19 protein-coding genes and 3 pseudogenes are annotated in these 17,009 nt (G+C 51.8%); 17 read left to right on the forward strand and 5 right to left on the reverse strand.

Annotated features, from left to right (window positions below; genetic code table 11):
• The first annotated feature begins 34 nt into the window (after positions 1 to 34).
• Entirely contained in the window at positions 35 to 844 is an 810-nt protein-coding gene (locus LDB27_RS23490) for a DsbA family protein (RefSeq protein ID WP_000031377.1), read from the forward strand.
• A gap of 45 nt (positions 845 to 889) precedes the next feature.
• Here the strand turns inward: LDB27_RS23490 and umuC are convergent, their stop codons facing one another.
• Both umuC and umuD read right to left on the reverse strand, forming a co-directional pair.
• Positions 890 to 2,149 carry a translesion error-prone DNA polymerase V subunit UmuC gene (gene umuC / locus LDB27_RS23495; protein WP_042634445.1) on the reverse strand — a complete coding sequence of 420 codons (1,260 nt, stop codon included), beginning with the start codon at positions 2,147 to 2,149 and terminating at the stop codon, positions 890 to 892.
• The gene (gene umuD, locus LDB27_RS23500) at positions 2,133 to 2,567 is read right to left on the reverse strand and encodes a translesion error-prone DNA polymerase V autoproteolytic subunit (RefSeq protein ID WP_000111290.1); all 435 of its coding nucleotides are present in this window, start codon (positions 2,565 to 2,567) and stop codon (positions 2,133 to 2,135) included. Before umuD ends, umuC begins: the two co-directional genes overlap by 17 nt.
• 193 nt (positions 2,568 to 2,760) lie before the next feature.
• On the opposite strand from umuD, the gene LDB27_RS23505 reads away from it, so the two are divergent.
• The 4 genes from LDB27_RS23505 to LDB27_RS23520 all read left to right on the forward strand — a co-directional run bounded on the left by LDB27_RS23505 (position 2,761) and on the right by LDB27_RS23520 (position 5,046).
• The gene (locus LDB27_RS23505) at positions 2,761 to 3,378 is read left to right on the forward strand and encodes a hypothetical protein (RefSeq protein WP_001130842.1); all 618 of its coding nucleotides are present in this window, start codon (positions 2,761 to 2,763) and stop codon (positions 3,376 to 3,378) included.
• A 149-nt stretch (positions 3,379 to 3,527) separates the two neighbouring features.
• Positions 3,528 to 3,884, forward strand: a complete 357-nt coding sequence (locus tag LDB27_RS23510) for a hypothetical protein (protein ID WP_000770127.1) — start codon at positions 3,528 to 3,530, stop codon at positions 3,882 to 3,884.
• 250 nt (positions 3,885 to 4,134) lie between these two features.
• On the forward strand, positions 4,135 to 4,305 hold the full coding sequence (locus LDB27_RS23515) for a hypothetical protein (RefSeq protein WP_152919720.1): 171 nt from the start codon (positions 4,135 to 4,137) through the stop codon (positions 4,303 to 4,305).
• 36 nt (positions 4,306 to 4,341) lie between these two features.
• Entirely contained in the window at positions 4,342 to 5,046 is a 705-nt protein-coding gene (locus LDB27_RS23520) for an IS6-like element IS26 family transposase (protein WP_001067858.1), read from the forward strand.
• A 53-nt stretch (positions 5,047 to 5,099) separates the two neighbouring features.
• Here LDB27_RS23520 and intI1 read toward each other — a convergent pair.
• Positions 5,100 to 5,543, reverse strand: a pseudogene (gene intI1 / locus LDB27_RS23525) (class 1 integron integrase IntI1); the annotation flags it as partial.
• Between the two features lie 155 nt (positions 5,544 to 5,698).
• Here intI1 and dfrA14 point away from each other — a divergent pair.
• The 7 genes and pseudogenes from dfrA14 to mphR(A) all read left to right on the forward strand — a co-directional run bounded on the left by dfrA14 (position 5,699) and on the right by mphR(A) (position 10,962).
• On the forward strand, positions 5,699 to 6,172 hold the full coding sequence (gene dfrA14, locus LDB27_RS23530; RefSeq protein WP_004201280.1) for a trimethoprim-resistant dihydrofolate reductase DfrA14: 474 nt from the start codon (positions 5,699 to 5,701) through the stop codon (positions 6,170 to 6,172).
• Positions 6,173 to 6,282: 110 nt separating this feature from the next.
• The gene (locus tag LDB27_RS23535; protein WP_000237816.1) at positions 6,283 to 6,735 is read left to right on the forward strand and encodes an NAD(+)--rifampin ADP-ribosyltransferase Arr-2; all 453 of its coding nucleotides are present in this window, start codon (positions 6,283 to 6,285) and stop codon (positions 6,733 to 6,735) included.
• A gap of 320 nt (positions 6,736 to 7,055) precedes the next feature.
• A pseudogene (locus LDB27_RS23540) lies at positions 7,056 to 7,349 on the forward strand (MFS transporter); the annotation flags it as partial.
• Positions 7,350 to 7,411: 62 nt separating this feature from the next.
• On the forward strand, positions 7,412 to 8,116 hold the full coding sequence (locus tag LDB27_RS23545; RefSeq protein WP_001067858.1) for an IS6-like element IS26 family transposase: 705 nt from the start codon (positions 7,412 to 7,414) through the stop codon (positions 8,114 to 8,116).
• 121 nt (positions 8,117 to 8,237) lie between these two features.
• On the forward strand, positions 8,238 to 9,143 hold the full coding sequence (locus LDB27_RS23550) for an Mph(A) family macrolide 2'-phosphotransferase (protein WP_000219391.1): 906 nt from the start codon (positions 8,238 to 8,240) through the stop codon (positions 9,141 to 9,143).
• The gene (gene mrx(A), locus LDB27_RS23555; protein WP_000004159.1) at positions 9,140 to 10,378 is read left to right on the forward strand and encodes a macrolide resistance MFS transporter Mrx(A); all 1,239 of its coding nucleotides are present in this window, start codon (positions 9,140 to 9,142) and stop codon (positions 10,376 to 10,378) included. The genes LDB27_RS23550 and mrx(A) overlap by 4 nt, the downstream gene beginning before the upstream one ends.
• A complete protein-coding gene (gene mphR(A), locus LDB27_RS23560) occupies positions 10,378 to 10,962 on the forward strand; it encodes a macrolide-binding transcriptional repressor MphR(A) (RefSeq protein ID WP_001137892.1) in 585 nt (194 codons plus the stop codon). Before mrx(A) ends, mphR(A) begins: the two co-directional genes overlap by 1 nt.
• 492 nt (positions 10,963 to 11,454) lie before the next feature.
• Here the strand turns inward: mphR(A) and LDB27_RS23565 are convergent, their stop codons facing one another.
• The gene (locus tag LDB27_RS23565; protein ID WP_100250109.1) at positions 11,455 to 11,808 is read right to left on the reverse strand and encodes a DDE-type integrase/transposase/recombinase; all 354 of its coding nucleotides are present in this window, start codon (positions 11,806 to 11,808) and stop codon (positions 11,455 to 11,457) included.
• Between LDB27_RS23565 and LDB27_RS23570 the strand changes: the two genes are divergently transcribed.
• The 5 genes and pseudogenes from LDB27_RS23570 to LDB27_RS23590 all read left to right on the forward strand — a co-directional run.
• Positions 11,785 to 12,489 (forward strand): IS6-like element IS26 family transposase, encoded by a 705-nt coding sequence (locus LDB27_RS23570; protein WP_001067855.1) that lies wholly within the window; start codon positions 11,785 to 11,787, stop codon positions 12,487 to 12,489. The two genes, LDB27_RS23565 and LDB27_RS23570, sit on opposite strands and share 24 nt — an antisense overlap.
• 106 nt (positions 12,490 to 12,595) lie before the next feature.
• Positions 12,596 to 13,186 (forward strand): plasmid pRiA4b ORF-3 family protein, encoded by a 591-nt coding sequence (locus LDB27_RS23575; protein WP_012477564.1) that lies wholly within the window; start codon positions 12,596 to 12,598, stop codon positions 13,184 to 13,186.
• A 136-nt stretch (positions 13,187 to 13,322) separates the two neighbouring features.
• Positions 13,323 to 13,895, forward strand: a complete 573-nt coding sequence (locus LDB27_RS23580) for a recombinase family protein (protein WP_001493762.1) — start codon at positions 13,323 to 13,325, stop codon at positions 13,893 to 13,895.
• Positions 13,896 to 13,931: 36 nt separating this feature from the next.
• Positions 13,932 to 15,323 carry an ISKra4-like element ISKpn19 family transposase gene (locus LDB27_RS23585; protein WP_001493761.1) on the forward strand — a complete coding sequence of 464 codons (1,392 nt, stop codon included), beginning with the start codon at positions 13,932 to 13,934 and terminating at the stop codon, positions 15,321 to 15,323.
• Positions 15,324 to 15,355: 32 nt separating this feature from the next.
• Positions 15,356 to 15,784: pseudogene (locus tag LDB27_RS23590) on the forward strand (recombinase family protein); the annotation flags it as partial.
• A gap of 318 nt (positions 15,785 to 16,102) precedes the next feature.
• On the opposite strand, the gene LDB27_RS23595 reads toward LDB27_RS23590, so the two are convergent.
• Positions 16,103 to 16,759 (reverse strand): quinolone resistance pentapeptide repeat protein QnrS1, encoded by a 657-nt coding sequence (locus tag LDB27_RS23595; protein WP_001516695.1) that lies wholly within the window; start codon positions 16,757 to 16,759, stop codon positions 16,103 to 16,105.
• Between the last annotated feature and the right edge of the window lie 250 nt (positions 16,760 to 17,009).

Below are 17,009 nucleotides of genomic sequence, written 5' to 3' on the forward strand. Positions count from 1 at the left end.
AATAACTAACAGGCTGAAAAGCATAAAGGTAGCTATGTCTAAAGAATTTTATTTAAAACCGATGGCCACGATTTTAATTTCTGCGGTAATTGCTACCGCTGCCTCGGCGTTAATCGCGGCAACTTATTTTAAACCGAAGGTGCTCAGTGAGGAAGAAATTGGCAAAATTGCCGCTACTTACCTGGTAAAAAATCCCCATTATTTAGTGGAAGCAGGTAAGGCGCTGGAAAATCAGAACGTAAGTGCCTCAGTGGAACGAATAATTCCATATGCGCCAGCTCTGCTGGATACCAAGGAGACGCCAAACATCGGCCCGGATGACGCCGACGTCGCGGTAATCGAGTTCTTCGACTATCAGTGTATTTACTGCATGCGGGTTACACCTGTTGTTGAATCGGTAATGAATCAGAGCAAAGATGTAAAATTCTTCTTTAAAGAATTCCCGATTTTTGCCGGTTCAAAACCTGTATCTGCCATGGGGGCCGCTACGGGTCTGCACGTCTATCAGAATTTCGGTGCTGAAGCCTATCGTAAATACCACAACAACCTGATGGCTGTGGCTCATACCTTCATGACCTCTCAACGCAAATTCGAACTCAGCGACTTTAATACTGTGGTGGATAAGTCAGGGTTTAACAGCACGTTTTCTGACAGGGAAAAAAACCGATATGAAAACGTGATCTCCGGCAACATGCAGCTGGGCGAAGCGCTTGGGATCACCGGCACACCCGGCTTCATCATTATGAATATGAAAAAGCCGAATGCGGCGACTACCACATTTATCCCCGGGGCTATGGACGCAGCAACTTTGCAGGGCGCAATCGAAAAAGCTCGCGGGGCCTAAAGTTACTTTCACTTTTGATGAGTACGGCCATGCCGGTCATGGCCGCTACGCTTTTACAACGAGTAATTCATCCCAGCGGGTCGTATATCTCGGTGATAGCATGGCCTGTTTCATACGAAAATCCTGTTGAATGCCTTCCCCCAGCAAAAACAGAGCTCCGCGCTTTTCTTTATTGAACCGGTCCATAACTTTCATCAGTGCCTGACTGCCAGGCCTGGCCGGGCGCTCATCAAACAGGCTGAGTTGCTCTGTGCCGTCAGTCATAGCGGAGAGCATTACCCCAGCTTTCGCATACGCTATCCCGGGTTTGTAAATGCGGTTCAGGATGGTCATGGCTGCATCAACCAGATCGCGGGTGTCCTGTGTAGCGGTAAGCGGCTCGATACCACAATTGCTGTAGCGGTTTTCACCTTGCGCATAATTGCTGCTCTGAATGAAGACTGTGATTTGACGGGTCCACGAGCCATCCTTGCGCAGCTGCTCTGCCGCCCGGGCGGTAAAAAATGAAACTGCCTCATGTAGCTTGCCTATCTCATTAAGGCGCTGACCAAAACTTCTGGAAACGATAATCTGTTGCCGGACAGGAGGGGATTCATGCAGCCGGAAACATGGTTCGCCATGCAGTTCCCGCCAGGTACGCTCGATTTCAACGCCAAAGCTTTTACGTAAAAAGCGAACGTCGCTATTATAAAAATCACCGGCAGTGATGATCCCGAAAGCCGACAGGCGTTCACTGATCTTTTGACCAATACCCCATATTTCTCTGGTACTGATAAGGCCCAGGAGCTTCCTGATCCTGGCCTGATCAGTCAAAACTACAACCCCGCCTGTAGCTGCCCATCGTTTGCTCGCATAGGTGCATAATTTAGCCAGGGTTTTGGTGCTTGAACACCCCACACCACAGGTAAGGGACAGATTATGAAGAAGTGTACTTCTGATCAACCGGCCGTAATCTTCATAATCTATTATCTTGTTCATGTTTTTCAATAACATGAAATTTTCATCTATGCTATATCGACTCGATTGAGGCGCGAAGCTTTCCAGCGTTTCATGGAAGCGATTTGAGTAGTCTTCATACAAAGTAAAGTTAGAGCTCCGGACTTCGATCTGGTGTTGCTGAATCAAATCCCTGCACTTAAAAATTGGGGTCCCACGCTTAATACCAACGCTTTTAGCCAGTTTATTCATTGCAATGACGGACGAATCGTTATTGCTGGCTATGATGAGCGGCTTTTTTGCCAGCTTGGGATCCATCGCACACTCAAATGCCGCATAGGCCCCGTTAATATCAACGTGCATGTACATGGCTAAACTGATTCAGTGCAAAGGTGACGACGCCCCATATCTCAAGGGATTCGGGATTTACACGTATCGGCTTATAGGCTGGATTAGAAGGCATCAAAAGCAGCTCAGGATACGTGTGTAAGATCTTTACCGTGAACTCTCCATCCACCAGCGCAACGACGATAGAGCCGTGTCGTGCCGTTAAAGACCGATCCACAACCAGAATAGCGCCATCATTGATACCGGCATTGATCATACTGAGGCCCGCCGCCCTGACAAAGAAGGTTGAGGGGCGGTTACGGACTACATATTCATGCAAATTTAATTCATTATCTTCATGCCCGGCGCACGGACTCATCACTCCACAGCTCAGTAAATCACTGAAAAAAGGTGCCATTTCGTAAGGCTTGTTGCTAATGTGCTCAAGGATAACAGACATAGCTACACTCGAATTCTCATACTGTATGTATAAACAGTATTGCGAGTTACAGAGAAAAGATCAAATCTCTCCGGTAACGCTATCGAGCCTGACGAAAAATTAAGCTTTGTCACAAACACCAAAAACCATCTTTTACCGATAATGGCGAGCTGGCCTACGAAGAAGGTATACAAGCTAGGATGAAAGGATTCTGATGCCCCTCCCACCAAATTTTTTATCTCCTGAAGACCAGGCTGAGTACGATGCTTATATGTCAAGATTCAGCGAGATAAATCACTATTATGATTATCACACTGTCCCCGTGATTGACTGGTTCTTTAAACAAGCAACCGAGGCGTTGCATCACGAACTATGGATACCGGCCTGTACGAGCTTCCTGAACGGGATTGAAACATCACTCATGGTTACGTTGAAGTCGCTGATGCTGAAACCAACAGTTAACGATCAGCATGCAGCTCCTGAGCTGGTGGACTTGGAGGGTATCTCCGTAATGAGTAATGCCTTACTGAGAAAGGCCAAGCAGGAAGGGGTGCCGGTAGAATTACTTTCATTTCCAGCCGAGCAGGATATGTTGGTTAAGGTAGCAGCCGGGAGAACACCTGAAGCAGAAATTGTCAGGCTGAGAAACAACCTATGCCATGGCAACATTCTGGAGTTTATCATGTCTGTTGATATCGGTACTTCAGGACCCATACGTATTTTTACGCCTGAATGCTGTCGTGAACTGGCGCATGAACTTTCGTCCATTTCCAGGAATTGGGTGGTAGGTTTGCACAAGTACTGGGTCGACAACAATCTGATTTCCCCCTGAAGCTCCTTGAACCTTGCTTTCAGAAGCCAGGTGTATGAAACCCTATTGGATAATATTTAAAGCCAAAATATGGGGATCTCGTATTCGGTGACAGGCATGGTATAAATGATGTGTCTGAGCAACCATCATTGATAATCATGGAGTGAGTCATGAAATTAAAATACCTTCTGTTATGTGCAACTCTGTCTGTCGCCTTTACCTCCTCTGCGGTCCTTGCATCTGAAAACGGGAAAAAACCGATCCCGGGCAAATCAGATGTGATGGTTGCCGATATTTGTTTAAAACCTGAAATCCAAAGTGAAACCGATTATAAAAAAACGAAAGAACTGGTAAGGACTGAGTTTGAAGAAAACTTGCCTGTTGGATCTAAAATCAAAGAAAAAGACTTGAATGCCGTAATTGAAGCATTTGCTACTCGTAAAAGGGACACGCCGGAGCGAGCGGACCATTGCCAAGAAAACGTACGTGAAAGATACTGGGAAATGAACCCGGTGAAAGATAAATAAAATACATTCACGTTGTATAATATAGAGGCTTCAATTCTGAAGCCTTTTTTATTTTCAGATTATTTTGATTCTGACAATAATGAAATAAAATTGAGCATTATCGCTTAACACTGGATAAGAAAAAGAGCCATCTTTTATATTGGACAGGTTTGAATTTAAGGAATTTTGGATTCACAGTTTTCTGCGTTATTAGACGGCAAGGGCAATCTGGTATGATTCACCTAACACACGAATCTGGAAGGAAAAGTATATGGGTGACCTGGTCAGCAAAAATAGCATTGACCGTTTAGAGCGATTTCATTCTTTGCTGGCGGGTCAGTACTGGACGTCCACTGACAGCATCCCTGAAGAGGGTATTGTGGCAGGGGATACACTGCTCATTACGTCTTTGCGTGGCACTGTTGCAAATAGTCGGTGGTGATAAACTTATCATCCCCTTTTGCTGATGGAGCTGCACATGAACCCATTCAAAGGCCGGCATTTTCAGCGTGACATCATTCTGTGGGCCGTACGCTGGTACTGCAAATACGGCATCAGTTACCGTGAGCTGCAGGAGATGCTGGCTGAACGCGGAGTGAATGTCGATCACTCCACGATTTACCGCTGGGTTCAGCGTTATGCGCCTGAAATGGAAAAACGGCTGCGCTGGTACTGGCGTAACCCTTCCGATCTTTGCCCGTGGCACATGGATGAAACCTACGTGAAGGTCAATGGCCGCTGGGCGTATCTGTACCGGGCCGTCGACAGCCGGGGCCGCACTGTCGATTTTTATCTCTCCTCCCGTCGTAACAGCAAAGCTGCATACCGGTTTCTGGGTAAAATCCTCAACAACGTGAAGAAGTGGCAGATCCCGCGATTCATCAACACGGATAAAGCGCCCGCCTATGGTCGCGCGCTTGCTCTGCTCAAACGCGAAGGCCGGTGCCCGTCTGACGTTGAACACCGACAGATTAAGTACCGGAACAACGTGATTGAATGCGATCATGGCAAACTGAAACGGATAATCAACGCCACGCTGGGATTTAAATCCATGAAGACGGCTTACGCCACCATCAAAGGTATTGAGGTGATGCGTGCACTACGCAAAGGCCAGGCCTCAGCATTTTATTATGGTGATCCCCTGGGCGAAATGCGCCTGGTAAGCAGAGTTTTTGAAATGTAAGGCCTTTGAATAAGACAAAAGGCTGCCTCATCGCTAACTTTGCAACAGTGCCCACTGATCCGCATGCCCGTTCCATACAGAAGCTGGGCGAACAAACGATGCTCGCCTTCCAGAAAACCGAGGATGCGAACCACTTCATCCGGGGTCAGCACCACCGGCAAGCGCCGCGACGGCCGAGGTCTTCCGATCTCCTGAAGCCAGGGCAGATCCGTGCACAGCACCTTGCCGTAGAAGAACAGCAAGGCCGCCAATGCCTGACGATGCGTGGAGACCGAAACCTTGCGCTCGTTCGCCAGCCAGGACAGAAATGCCTCGACTTCGCTGCTGCCCAAGGTTGCCGGGTGACGCACACCGTGGAAACGGATGAAGGCACGAACCCAGTGGACATAAGCCTGTTCGGTTCGTAAACTGTAATGCAAGTAGCGTATGCGCTCACGCAACTGGTCCAGAACCTTGACCGAACGCAGCGGTGGTAACGGCGCAGTGGCGGTTTTCATGGCTTGTTATGACTGTTTTTTTGTACAGTCTATGCCTCGGGCATCCAAGCAGCAAGCGCGTTACGCCGTGGGTCGATGTTTGATGTTATGGAGCAGCAACGATGTTACGCAGCAGGGCAGTCGCCCTAAAACAAAGTTAACCCAGGATGAGAACCTTGAAAGTATCATTGATGGCTGCGAAAGCGAAAAACGGCGTGATTGGTTGCGGTCCAGACATACCCTGGTCCGCGAAAGGGGAGCAGCTACTTTTTAAAGCATTGACCTACAATCAGTGGCTTCTGGTGGGTCGCAAGACGTTTGAATCTATGGGCGCACTCCCCAATAGGAAATACGCGGTCGTTACCCGCTCAGGTTGGACATCAAATGATGACAATGTAGTTGTATTTCAGTCAATCGAAGAGGCCATGGACAGGCTAGCTGAATTCACCGGTCACGTTATAGTGTCTGGTGGCGGAGAAATTTACCGAGAAACATTACCCATGGCCTCTACGCTCCACTTATCGACGATCGACATCGAGCCAGAGGGGGATGTTTTCTTCCCGAGTATTCCAAATACCTTCGAAGTTGTTTTTGAGCAACACTTTACTTCAAACATTAACTATTGCTATCAAATTTGGAAAAAGGGTTAACAAAGCTATGCAATCGACGGCAAAAAGCTTCGTTCGCTTCGCGCACTACGCCTTTTCCGCGATTGATAGCGACGTTATGCAGCCAAATCCCAACAATTAAGGGTCTTAAAATGGTAAAAGATTGGATTCCCATCTCTCATGATAATTACAAGCAGGTGCAAGGACCGTTCTATCATGGAACCAAAGCCAATTTGGCGATTGGTGACTTGCTAACCACAGGGTTCATCTCTCATTTCGAGGACGGTCGTATTCTTAAGCACATCTACTTTTCAGCCTTGATGGAGCCAGCAGTTTGGGGAGCTGAACTTGCTATGTCACTGTCTGGCCTCGAGGGTCGCGGCTACATATACATAGTTGAGCCAACAGGACCGTTCGAAGACGATCCGAATCTTACGAACAAAAAATTTCCCGGTAATCCAACACAGTCCTATAGAACCTGCGAACCCTTGAGAATTGTTGGCGTTGTTGAAGACTGGGAGGGGCATCCTGTTGAATTAATAAGGGGAATGTTGGATTCGTTAGAGGACTTAAAGCGCCGTGGTTTACACGTCATTGAAGACTAGTCCTTTGCATAACAAAGCCATCAAACCGGACGCCAGAGATTCCGCGCCTGTTGCGCATGGCTTCGCCATTTTATGCGCAATAGGCGCGCCACCCTGTCGCCGTTTATGGCGGCGTTGGGCGCACAATAAGGCTCCTCGCAGAGTTGCTTGAAAGTTGTTACGATTCAAATTCAATCATGAGATAGTCAGCAGATGAGCACTTCCAAGAACGCAGACAAGTAAGCCGCAGCAACCTTCATTTTTCGGTTGTTGCGGCGTTCTCATGAATCCTTTTGCTCTACGGGAGCGCCGCCAAATCCTTTGTTCAAGGAGATGGTTTCGTGCGCTCAAAAAACTTTAGTTGGCGGTACTCCCTTGCCGCCACGGTGTTGTTGTTATCACCGTTCGATTTATTGGCATCACTCGGCATGGACATGTACTTGCCAGCAGTGCCGTTTATGCCAAACGCGCTTGGTACGACAGCGAGCACAATTCAGCTTACGCTGACAACGTACTTGGTCATGATTGGTGCCGGTCAGCTCTTGTTTGGACCGCTATCGGACCGACTGGGGCGCCGCCCCGTTCTACTGGGAGGTGGCCTCGCCTACGTTGTGGCGTCAATGGGCCTCGCTCTGGCACTGTTGCAAATAGTCGGTGGTGATAAACTTATCATCCCCTTTTGCTGATGGAGCTGCACATGAACCCATTCAAAGGCCGGCATTTTCAGCGTGACATCATTCTGTGGGCCGTACGCTGGTACTGCAAATACGGCATCAGTTACCGTGAGCTGCAGGAGATGCTGGCTGAACGCGGAGTGAATGTCGATCACTCCACGATTTACCGCTGGGTTCAGCGTTATGCGCCTGAAATGGAAAAACGGCTGCGCTGGTACTGGCGTAACCCTTCCGATCTTTGCCCGTGGCACATGGATGAAACCTACGTGAAGGTCAATGGCCGCTGGGCGTATCTGTACCGGGCCGTCGACAGCCGGGGCCGCACTGTCGATTTTTATCTCTCCTCCCGTCGTAACAGCAAAGCTGCATACCGGTTTCTGGGTAAAATCCTCAACAACGTGAAGAAGTGGCAGATCCCGCGATTCATCAACACGGATAAAGCGCCCGCCTATGGTCGCGCGCTTGCTCTGCTCAAACGCGAAGGCCGGTGCCCGTCTGACGTTGAACACCGACAGATTAAGTACCGGAACAACGTGATTGAATGCGATCATGGCAAACTGAAACGGATAATCAACGCCACGCTGGGATTTAAATCCATGAAGACGGCTTACGCCACCATCAAAGGTATTGAGGTGATGCGTGCACTACGCAAAGGCCAGGCCTCAGCATTTTATTATGGTGATCCCCTGGGCGAAATGCGCCTGGTAAGCAGAGTTTTTGAAATGTAAGGCCTTTGAATAAGACAAAAGGCTGCCTCATCGCTAACTTTGCAACAGTGCCGGATTGAATATAACCGACGTGACTGTTACATTTAGGTGGCTAAACCCGTCAAGCCCTCAGGAGTGAATCATGACCGTAGTCACGACCGCCGATACCTCCCAACTGTACGCACTTGCAGCCCGACATGGGCTCAAGCTCCATGGCCCGCTGACTGTCAATGAGCTTGGGCTCGACTATAGGATCGTGATCGCCACCGTCGACGATGGACGTCGGTGGGTGCTGCGCATCCCGCGCCGAGCCGAGGTAAGCGCGAAGGTCGAACCAGAGGCGCGGGTGCTGGCAATGCTCAAGAATCGCCTGCCGTTCGCGGTGCCGGACTGGCGCGTGGCCAACGCCGAGCTCGTTGCCTATCCCATGCTCGAAGACTCGACTGCGATGGTCATCCAGCCTGGTTCGTCCACGCCCGACTGGGTCGTGCCGCAGGACTCGGAGGTCTTCGCGGAGAGCTTCGCGACCGCGCTCGCCGCCCTGCATGCCGTCCCCATTTCCGCCGCCGTGGATGCGGGGATGCTCATCCGTACACCGACGCAGGCCCGTCAGAAGGTGGCCGACGACGTTGACCGCGTCCGACGCGAGTTCGTGGTGAACGACAAGCGCCTCCACCGGTGGCAGCGCTGGCTCGACGACGATTCGTCGTGGCCAGATTTCTCCGTGGTGGTGCATGGCGATCTCTACGTGGGCCATGTGCTCATCGACAACACGGAGCGCGTCAGCGGGATGATCGACTGGAGCGAGGCCCGCGTTGATGACCCTGCCATCGACATGGCCGCGCACCTTATGGTCTTTGGTGAAGAGGGGCTCGCGAAGCTCCTCCTCACGTATGAAGCGGCCGGTGGCCGGGTGTGGCCGCGGCTCGCCCACCACATCGCGGAGCGCCTTGCGTTCGGGGCGGTCACCTACGCACTCTTCGCCCTCGACTCGGGTAACGAAGAGTACCTCGCTGCGGCGAAGGCGCAGCTCGCCGCAGCGGAATGAGCGAACGTCGATATAGCCCGCTCGCGACGCTGTTCGCGGCGACCTTTCTCTTCCGGATCGGCAACGCGGTGGCGGCCCTCGCGCTTCCATGGTTCGTCCTGTCTCATACAAAGAGCGCGGCCTGGGCGGGCGCCACGGCCGCTAGCAGCGTCATCGCGACCATCATCGGCGCGTGGGTTGGTGGTGGCCTCGTCGATCGGTTCGGGCGCGCGCCCGTCGCATTGATCTCGGGTGTGGTGGGCGGCGTGGCCATGGCGAGCATCCCACTGCTCGATGCCGTTGGCGCCCTCTCGAACACTGGGCTGATCGCTTGCGTGGTGCTCGGTGCTGCGTTCGACGCACCCGGTATGGCCGCGCAGGACAGTGAGCTGCCCAAACTCGGCCACGTCGCCGGGCTCTCCGTTGAGCGCGTCTCGTCACTGAAAGCGGTGATCGGGAACGTCGCGATTCTAGGTGGCCCGGCCCTTGGGGGGGCCGCAATCGGCCTGCTTGGCGCTGCGCCAACGCTCGGGCTGACGGCGTTCTGCTCCGTCCTTGCAGGTCTGCTCGGCGCGTGGGTGCTTCCCGCGCGTGCCGCTCGGACGATGACCACGACGGCGACTCTCTCCATGCGCGCCGGCGTCGCTTTTCTCTGGAGCGAACCCCTGCTGCGCCCTCTCTTTGGTATAGTGATGATCTTCGTGGGCATCGTTGGCGCCAACGGCAGCGTCATCATGCCTGCGCTGTTTGTAGATGCAGGACGCCAAGTAGCAGAGCTCGGGCTGTTCTCCTCAATGATGGGGGCTGGTGGTCTCCTTGGCATTGCCATTCATGCGTCGGTCGGCGCCCGGATATCAGCGCAGAACTGGCTGGCGGTGGCATTTTGTGGCTCTGCGGTGGGCTCGCTTCTGCTTTCACAGTTGCCAGGCGTGCCGGTGCTGATGTTGTTGGGCGCGCTCGTGGGACTGCTGACCGGCTCAGTCTCTCCCATTCTCAACGCTGCCATCTACAACCGCACGCCGCCAGAACTTCTCGGCCGGGTACTCGGCACGGTCTCGGCGGTGATGCTGTCAGCCTCGCCCATGGTTATGCTTGCGGCCGGCGCGTTTGTCGACCTTGCTGGTCCGCTCCCTGGCCTCGTTGTATCGGCCGTGTTTGCGGGGCTCGTGGCTCTACTCTCGCTCCGTCTTCAATTTGCTACAATGGCGGCGGCAGCCACAGCCTCCGCCCCAACCCATACAGAAGGTGAACACTGATGCCCCGCCCCAAGCTCAAGTCCGATGACGAGGTACTCGAGGCCGCCACCGTAGTGCTGAAGCGTTGCGGTCCCATAGAGTTCACGCTCAGCGGAGTAGCAAAGGAGGTGGGGCTCTCCCGCGCAGCGTTAATCCAGCGCTTCACCAACCGCGATACGCTGCTGGTGAGGATGATGGAGCGCGGCGTCGAGCAGGTGCGGCATTACCTGAATGCGATACCGATAGGCGCAGGGCCGCAAGGGCTCTGGGAATTTTTGCAGGTGCTCGTTCGGAGCATGAACACTCGCAACGACTTCTCGGTGAACTATCTCATCTCCTGGTACGAGCTCCAGGTGCCGGAGCTACGCACGCTTGCGATCCAGCGGAACCGCGCGGTGGTGGAGGGGATCCGCAAGCGACTGCCCCCAGGTGCTCCTGCGGCAGCTGAGTTGCTCCTGCACTCGGTCATCGCTGGCGCGACGATGCAGTGGGCCGTCGATCCGGATGGTGAGCTAGCTGATCATGTGCTGGCTCAGATCGCTGCCATCCTGTGTTTAATGTTTCCCGAACACGACGATTTCCAACTCCTCCAGGCACATGCGTAAACGGAGGTGTGCAGAGTCCCTGCGGCAGGCGACGAACACGACCGTCGTCGATTAGTACCGGTACGGTCGGTGGTATCGAAGTCTTGATCACCACTCAGGTCTACGGCTTACAAATGGTGACCATCCCGATACTTGCGTCAGAGCACCGGGCCGATTCTTTGACAGTGAATCACTCCCGTAAGGTTGTGCCGGTGTGGGTGTCCCGGGTCGAGACGATACTCCGCCAATGCGCCCAGCAAACAACCTGGCCATCGCAGGTGGTGGGGAGCGGTGTGGCGGATGAGTTGGACAAGTTGGTGTAGCAGCACGAGCACGGCGAGATAACATCGCAGGAGTTCGACATGCTCAAGAGACAGCTGATTGCGAATCGCGATGCAGATTCATAACCCGATTGCGGGTTGGCTTCACTCCACCATCACCGAGCAGACTAGCACGGCGGGCTCTGTTGCAAAGATTGGCGGCAGTCAGAGGTAGGCTGTCGCTCTGCGCCGATCAGGCGGCTGCTGCGAAATGGTGGTTGAGCATGCCCATGGCCTCCGTCAGCGCCGAGGGCCCAATGCCAAAAGCTCTCTCCACAAGGCGCACCTCGCCCCTGATGCCGGGCTGCAGGCACCAGGGGCGAGCCTGTCCTTTGCGCAGGGCTCGCATGACTTCGAATCCCTTGATCGTGGCATAGGCCGTGGGGATCGATTTGAAACCGCGCACCGGCTTGATCAGTATCTTGAGCTTTCCGTGATCGGCCTCGATCACGTTATTGAGGGCACTGTTGCAAATAGTCGGTGGTGATAAACTTATCATCCCCTTTTGCTGATGGAGCTGCACATGAACCCATTCAAAGGCCGGCATTTTCAGCGTGACATCATTCTGTGGGCCGTACGCTGGTACTGCAAATACGGCATCAGTTACCGTGAGCTGCAGGAGATGCTGGCTGAACGCGGAGTGAATGTCGATCACTCCACGATTTACCGCTGGGTTCAGCGTTATGCGCCTGAAATGGAAAAACGGCTGCGCTGGTACTGGCGTAACCCTTCCGATCTTTGCCCGTGGCACATGGATGAAACCTACGTGAAGGTCAATGGCCGCTGGGCGTATCTGTACCGGGCCGTCGACAGCCGGGGCCGCACTGTCGATTTTTATCTCTCCTCCCGTCGTAACAGCAAAGCTGCATACCGGTTTCTGGGTAAAATCCTCAACAACGTGAAGAAGTGGCAGATCCCGCGATTCATCAACACGGATAAAGCGCCCGCCTATGGTCGCGCGCTTGCTCTGCTCAAACGCGAAGGCCGGTGCCCGTCTGACGTTGAACACCGACAGATTAAGTACCGGAACAACGTGATTGAATGCGATCATGGCAAACTGAAACGGATAATCGGCGCCACGCTGGGATTTAAATCCATGAAGACGGCTTACGCCACCATCAAAGGTATTGAGGTGATGCGTGCACTACGCAAAGGCCAGGCCTCAGCATTTTATTATGGTGATCCCCTGGGCGAAATGCGCCTGGTAAGCAGAGTTTTTGAAATGTAAGGCCTTTGAATAAGGAGAGCATGAAAAACCTCGGGGCAGCCATCGAATGATGCCATCTACAGGGGTTAAAATAACCACCATCATTTCATAACAATACCTGCTGACTATGAAGATCTACGTCATCAAAATAGCAGTTCATGGAGTCAGTCCGATGGTCTGGCGTCGGCTGAGAATTGCTGCCGACACGTCACTGGCCGCGCTTCACTTCATTTTCCAGATAGTGCAGGGCTGGGGGGACGACCATCTCCATCAATTTCACATTTATGGCAAAGATTACGGTATCTCCTACGAAGGAGGCATCGGTTTTGTCGATAATCCGTTCCGGGTCGTGATTGATGATTTTGCTTTTGATGCTGGCGATCGCTTTACCTATGAATACAATTTCTTTGAGCACTGGCTTCATGACATTCGTGTTGAGGCCATTTATGAAAACTCTACGCTGAAAGCGCCGTTTTGTATAAGCGGCCATGGTATGCCCGGAGCCACAGCTGCGGATGAGTTCGATAAAACCCTGGCGTTTCTTGAAGCTATCGTTAATGCGGATGATGAAACAACGGTCGGCGAGATCCGCCCTTTTGCTGACGACCTGGATGCTGTCAGGTTCAACCGCCACAAAATCAACCGGCAACTGAGCAGGCTCGACCTTGCATCTCCGGTACTGGAGCCTGAAGTTATCTGGCTGGGCCGTCGTCGCTGACTGATGTCTATAAAGGTATACGTTTTCAGCATGCCTCTCAGATCCCCGAAAAAATGTCTATAAACCTCCCTAAATCAGTGTTTATGGATTATTCTTTAAATCTCTATGATGTTTAAAGACCTTCCGGAGGTTTTGCGTGCAATATGCCTACATCAGGGTAAGCTCGGCCGATCAGAATACGGCCCGTCAGGAAGAGGCATTGTCAAAGGCGGGTTTTCAGCCTGATAAAATTTGTGTTGAGCATGCCAGCGCGAAGGACACAAACCGCCCGGGGTTACAGGAACTCCTGGGGCAATTACGCCCTGGTGATACGCTTCTGGTTCATTCCATCGATCGCCTTTGCCGGAATATGTCGGATATGTGCGCTGTCACCACCCGGCTTCGTGACCAGGGCGTTACCCTTATTTTTCTGAAAGAGCAGCTGACGTTCAGCGCCGGCACAAACAATCCGATGCAGGAACTGCAGCTGCACATGATGTCGGCATTCAGCCAGTTTGAACGAGCCTTACTGAAGGAAAGGCAGGCCGACGGCATCGCCGCGAAAAAAGCACGGGGTGAAAAAACAGGGCGCCCCGGCGCCGATATCAAAAAGATCCAGGAAATTGACGCACTCAGAAGCAGAGGGGTCAGGCTCAGGATCGCCTGCGACCATGCGGGCCTTGGCGTTTCCACATATTATAAGCTTCGTCACCAGATGAACAACCAGTAGCCGGGAGATAGTCATCCACCACAGCAGGAGGCAATGATGCAACTGACGCTCCAGATAGTCATCACCGATGAATCAGGCTCCAGTCGAACGGAGGAACTGATGACAATCCAGAAATCAGGGGAGACCCGGAACGACATCGGATTATCGGTGTCAGAATCCAAGCTGTTGCTGAATACGGTCCAGCAGTCGGTGGTCCAGCTGCAGGCAGACGAATATACTCAACACCATATCCGGTGCCCTCACTGCCTTGCTGCGCGCAGAATCAAAGGCAAACAGAAAATACGGTACCGGACGCTGTTTGGCGTTATTCCGGTATCCGGGCTTCGGGTGTACCGGTGCCGTTGTGAAGAGAGTGATACAAAGACAGTCAGTTTGCTCAGCGACTGGGCCGGCGATTATTCTCACCCGGCACTGAAATATATTGAAACCCGCTGGGCCTCGATGATCTCCTATGAAATGACGACTCGTCTGCTGAAAGATATTCTGCCGGTGGGCCACAGCCTGAATGCCTCAACGGTGAGGAATCATTTATGCCAGGTGGCGCAGCGTCTTGACGCTGAGGCTGAAGCTCATTCAGGTTTTCTTTCCGGCTGCCCCCGCGACTGGGGGAACCTGCCCAGGCCAGGAAAACCGCTTGTGGTGGGTATAGATGGTGGTTATGTTCGCGATCGGGATGACAAAAAGCGTAATTTTGAAATTATTGCCGGGAAGTCTTTTTCCGTTGGTGCGCCTGCTGACACCCGCCGCTTCGGTTTTGTTCAGAAGGATGACTGTCATCCGGAACGCAGGCTCATGACCCACCTTTCAGCGCAGGGAATGCAGGCCAACCAGCAGATATTTTTTCTGTCCGACGGCGCGGATAATCTCAGGGACCTCCAGTTCGGTATGTACCCTGAGTCAACGCATGTGCTGGACTGGTTTCATATCACCATGAGGCTGAAGGTGCTCATGCAATATGCCCGGGGACTGCTGGTATCAGATCCAGAGGCGGGGAGTAAAGTTCTGGCACTGCTGGAAAGCATTAAACGATATCTCTGGCATGGCAATGTTGTCGCTGCGCTGGAACATATTGATAATTGCGTTATGTATTGCGATGACCCTGAACTCAGCTATCCTAGCCTGAAATCCCTGCAAAAACATCTGGATGAAATGTATACCTACATCCGGAATAATAAGATGATGATCCCAAACTACGGCGAAATGCGTCGGTACGGAGAGCCGGTATCAACCGCGTTTGTGGAATCCACGATCAATGAAGTGATCGCCAGACGAATGGCCAAAAAGCAGCAGATGCAGTGGAGCAGAAAAGGGGCTCATTATTTGTTACAGACCCGGACCGCCGTTTTGAATAACGAACTGCAGGATAAATTTGTCTGCTGGTATCCGGGTTTTCAAAGTGACGGGAAGGGACCAGCGATGGCAGCATAGCTCACGCTGCCCCAATATTTTTTATGCTCTCGGTCGTATGGAAGCTGGACCGCCTCGGTCGTGATCTTCGTCATCTCATTAATACAGTGCACGACCTGACCGCGAGGGGGACCGGTCTGAAAGTGCTGACCGGTCACGGGGCGACTATCGACACAACAACGGCCGCTGGCAAGCTTGTCTTCGGTATCTTTGCCGCACTGGCGGAGTTTGAGCGCGAACTGATTGCTGAAAGAACGACTGCAGGTCTGGCATCAGCAAGAGCCCGTGGGCGGAACGGCGGCCGACCTTATAAAATGACGCCAGTCAAACTGCGACTGGCAATGGCATCAATGGGACAATCAGAAACAAAGGTCAGTACGCTATGCCAGGAACTTGGGATAACCCGGCAAACTTTGTACAGGCATATTTCCCCTGTTGGTCAACTGCGGGCGGACGGGATCAAGCTGCTCAACCGTGGATAATTTGAACGGACGGAAAAATCTGGGGTTCCGGCGTAGTACCCCTATCACCTCCACATTTTTGCAACAGTGCCTTATAAATGGCAGCCTTATGTTTACTTGCCAAGATGGGCTACCATATGATGTTTTATACTGAGCAATATTAATATTATCTTTAATGGAAAAATTAAGCCCACTAAGTGACCCACTGCTATATGGCTCTATTGTGAAGACGCCTGAGGGTAAAAATTTATACATGGTTGTCCCTATGTCTATTATTGCAAGGTTGACAATATTATTCGTTTTATAAATTTGAGCGTTTAAAATCACACATCAAAGCAATTAGTCAGGATAAACAACAATACCCAGTGCTTCGAGAATCAGTTCTTGCTGCCAGGCTGCAATTTTGATACCTGATGTATCGACTTTGCGGGGATCTAAACCGTCGAGTTCGGCGTGGCATAAATTGGCACCCTGTAGGCTAAATTGCCCCCAGACATCTTCGGAAAAAACACCTCGACTTAAGTCTGACTCTTTCAGTGATGCACCCGCTAGGTTCGTTCCTATCCAGCGATTTTCAAACAACTCACATTTTTCTAAACAAACCCTCTCCATATTGGCATAGGAAAGATTACATCCAGAAATAAATGCTGAGCAAAAGTACATACGATTACTCACTTGATGGGCAAAGTTTGTTCGGGAAAAGTTGGCACCTTTTAAATCACACGCACGGAACTCTATACCGTAGCAATTGGCATTACTGAAGTTTGCCATCGCAAGTTGGCATTGTTGGAAACTTGCATCACGAAGATCTGCGACATCAAAGTGGCAGCCTTCGATATCACCCTGTTCAATGAACTTGCAGTTGACGAATGTCGTATCACGCAAGTTAGCACGTCGAAAGTCGCTGCGAATGAATGTGCAAGCGGTGAAGGTGAGATCACTTAAGTCTTTATGTGAAAAGTTGTGGTGCCGATATGTATGATTGTAGGTTTCCATGAGTACTCCTTGTTGAAAGGAGGGCTAGACTACCATTATACATATGCCAAGACATTAAAATAAAAGCCTGTTACATCAACACATTACAACCCCTCAATTTACCTGTTTTAAGTGGTCAAATTGGCGCGTAGAGCGCCTATCGCTCTTGCATTGGCACGCGGCCCTGTTGAAAAAAGTTATTCGCTTTAGATAGGGTTAGGAGAGCCGTGCTTCGCCGGTAAAAAATCGGACTATCCGACGCAGGGCGGAC

The sequence above is a fragment of the Salmonella sp. JXY0409-18 genome (genome assembly GCF_020268625.1).
GTDB lineage: Bacteria > Pseudomonadota > Gammaproteobacteria > Enterobacterales > Enterobacteriaceae > Salmonella > Salmonella enterica.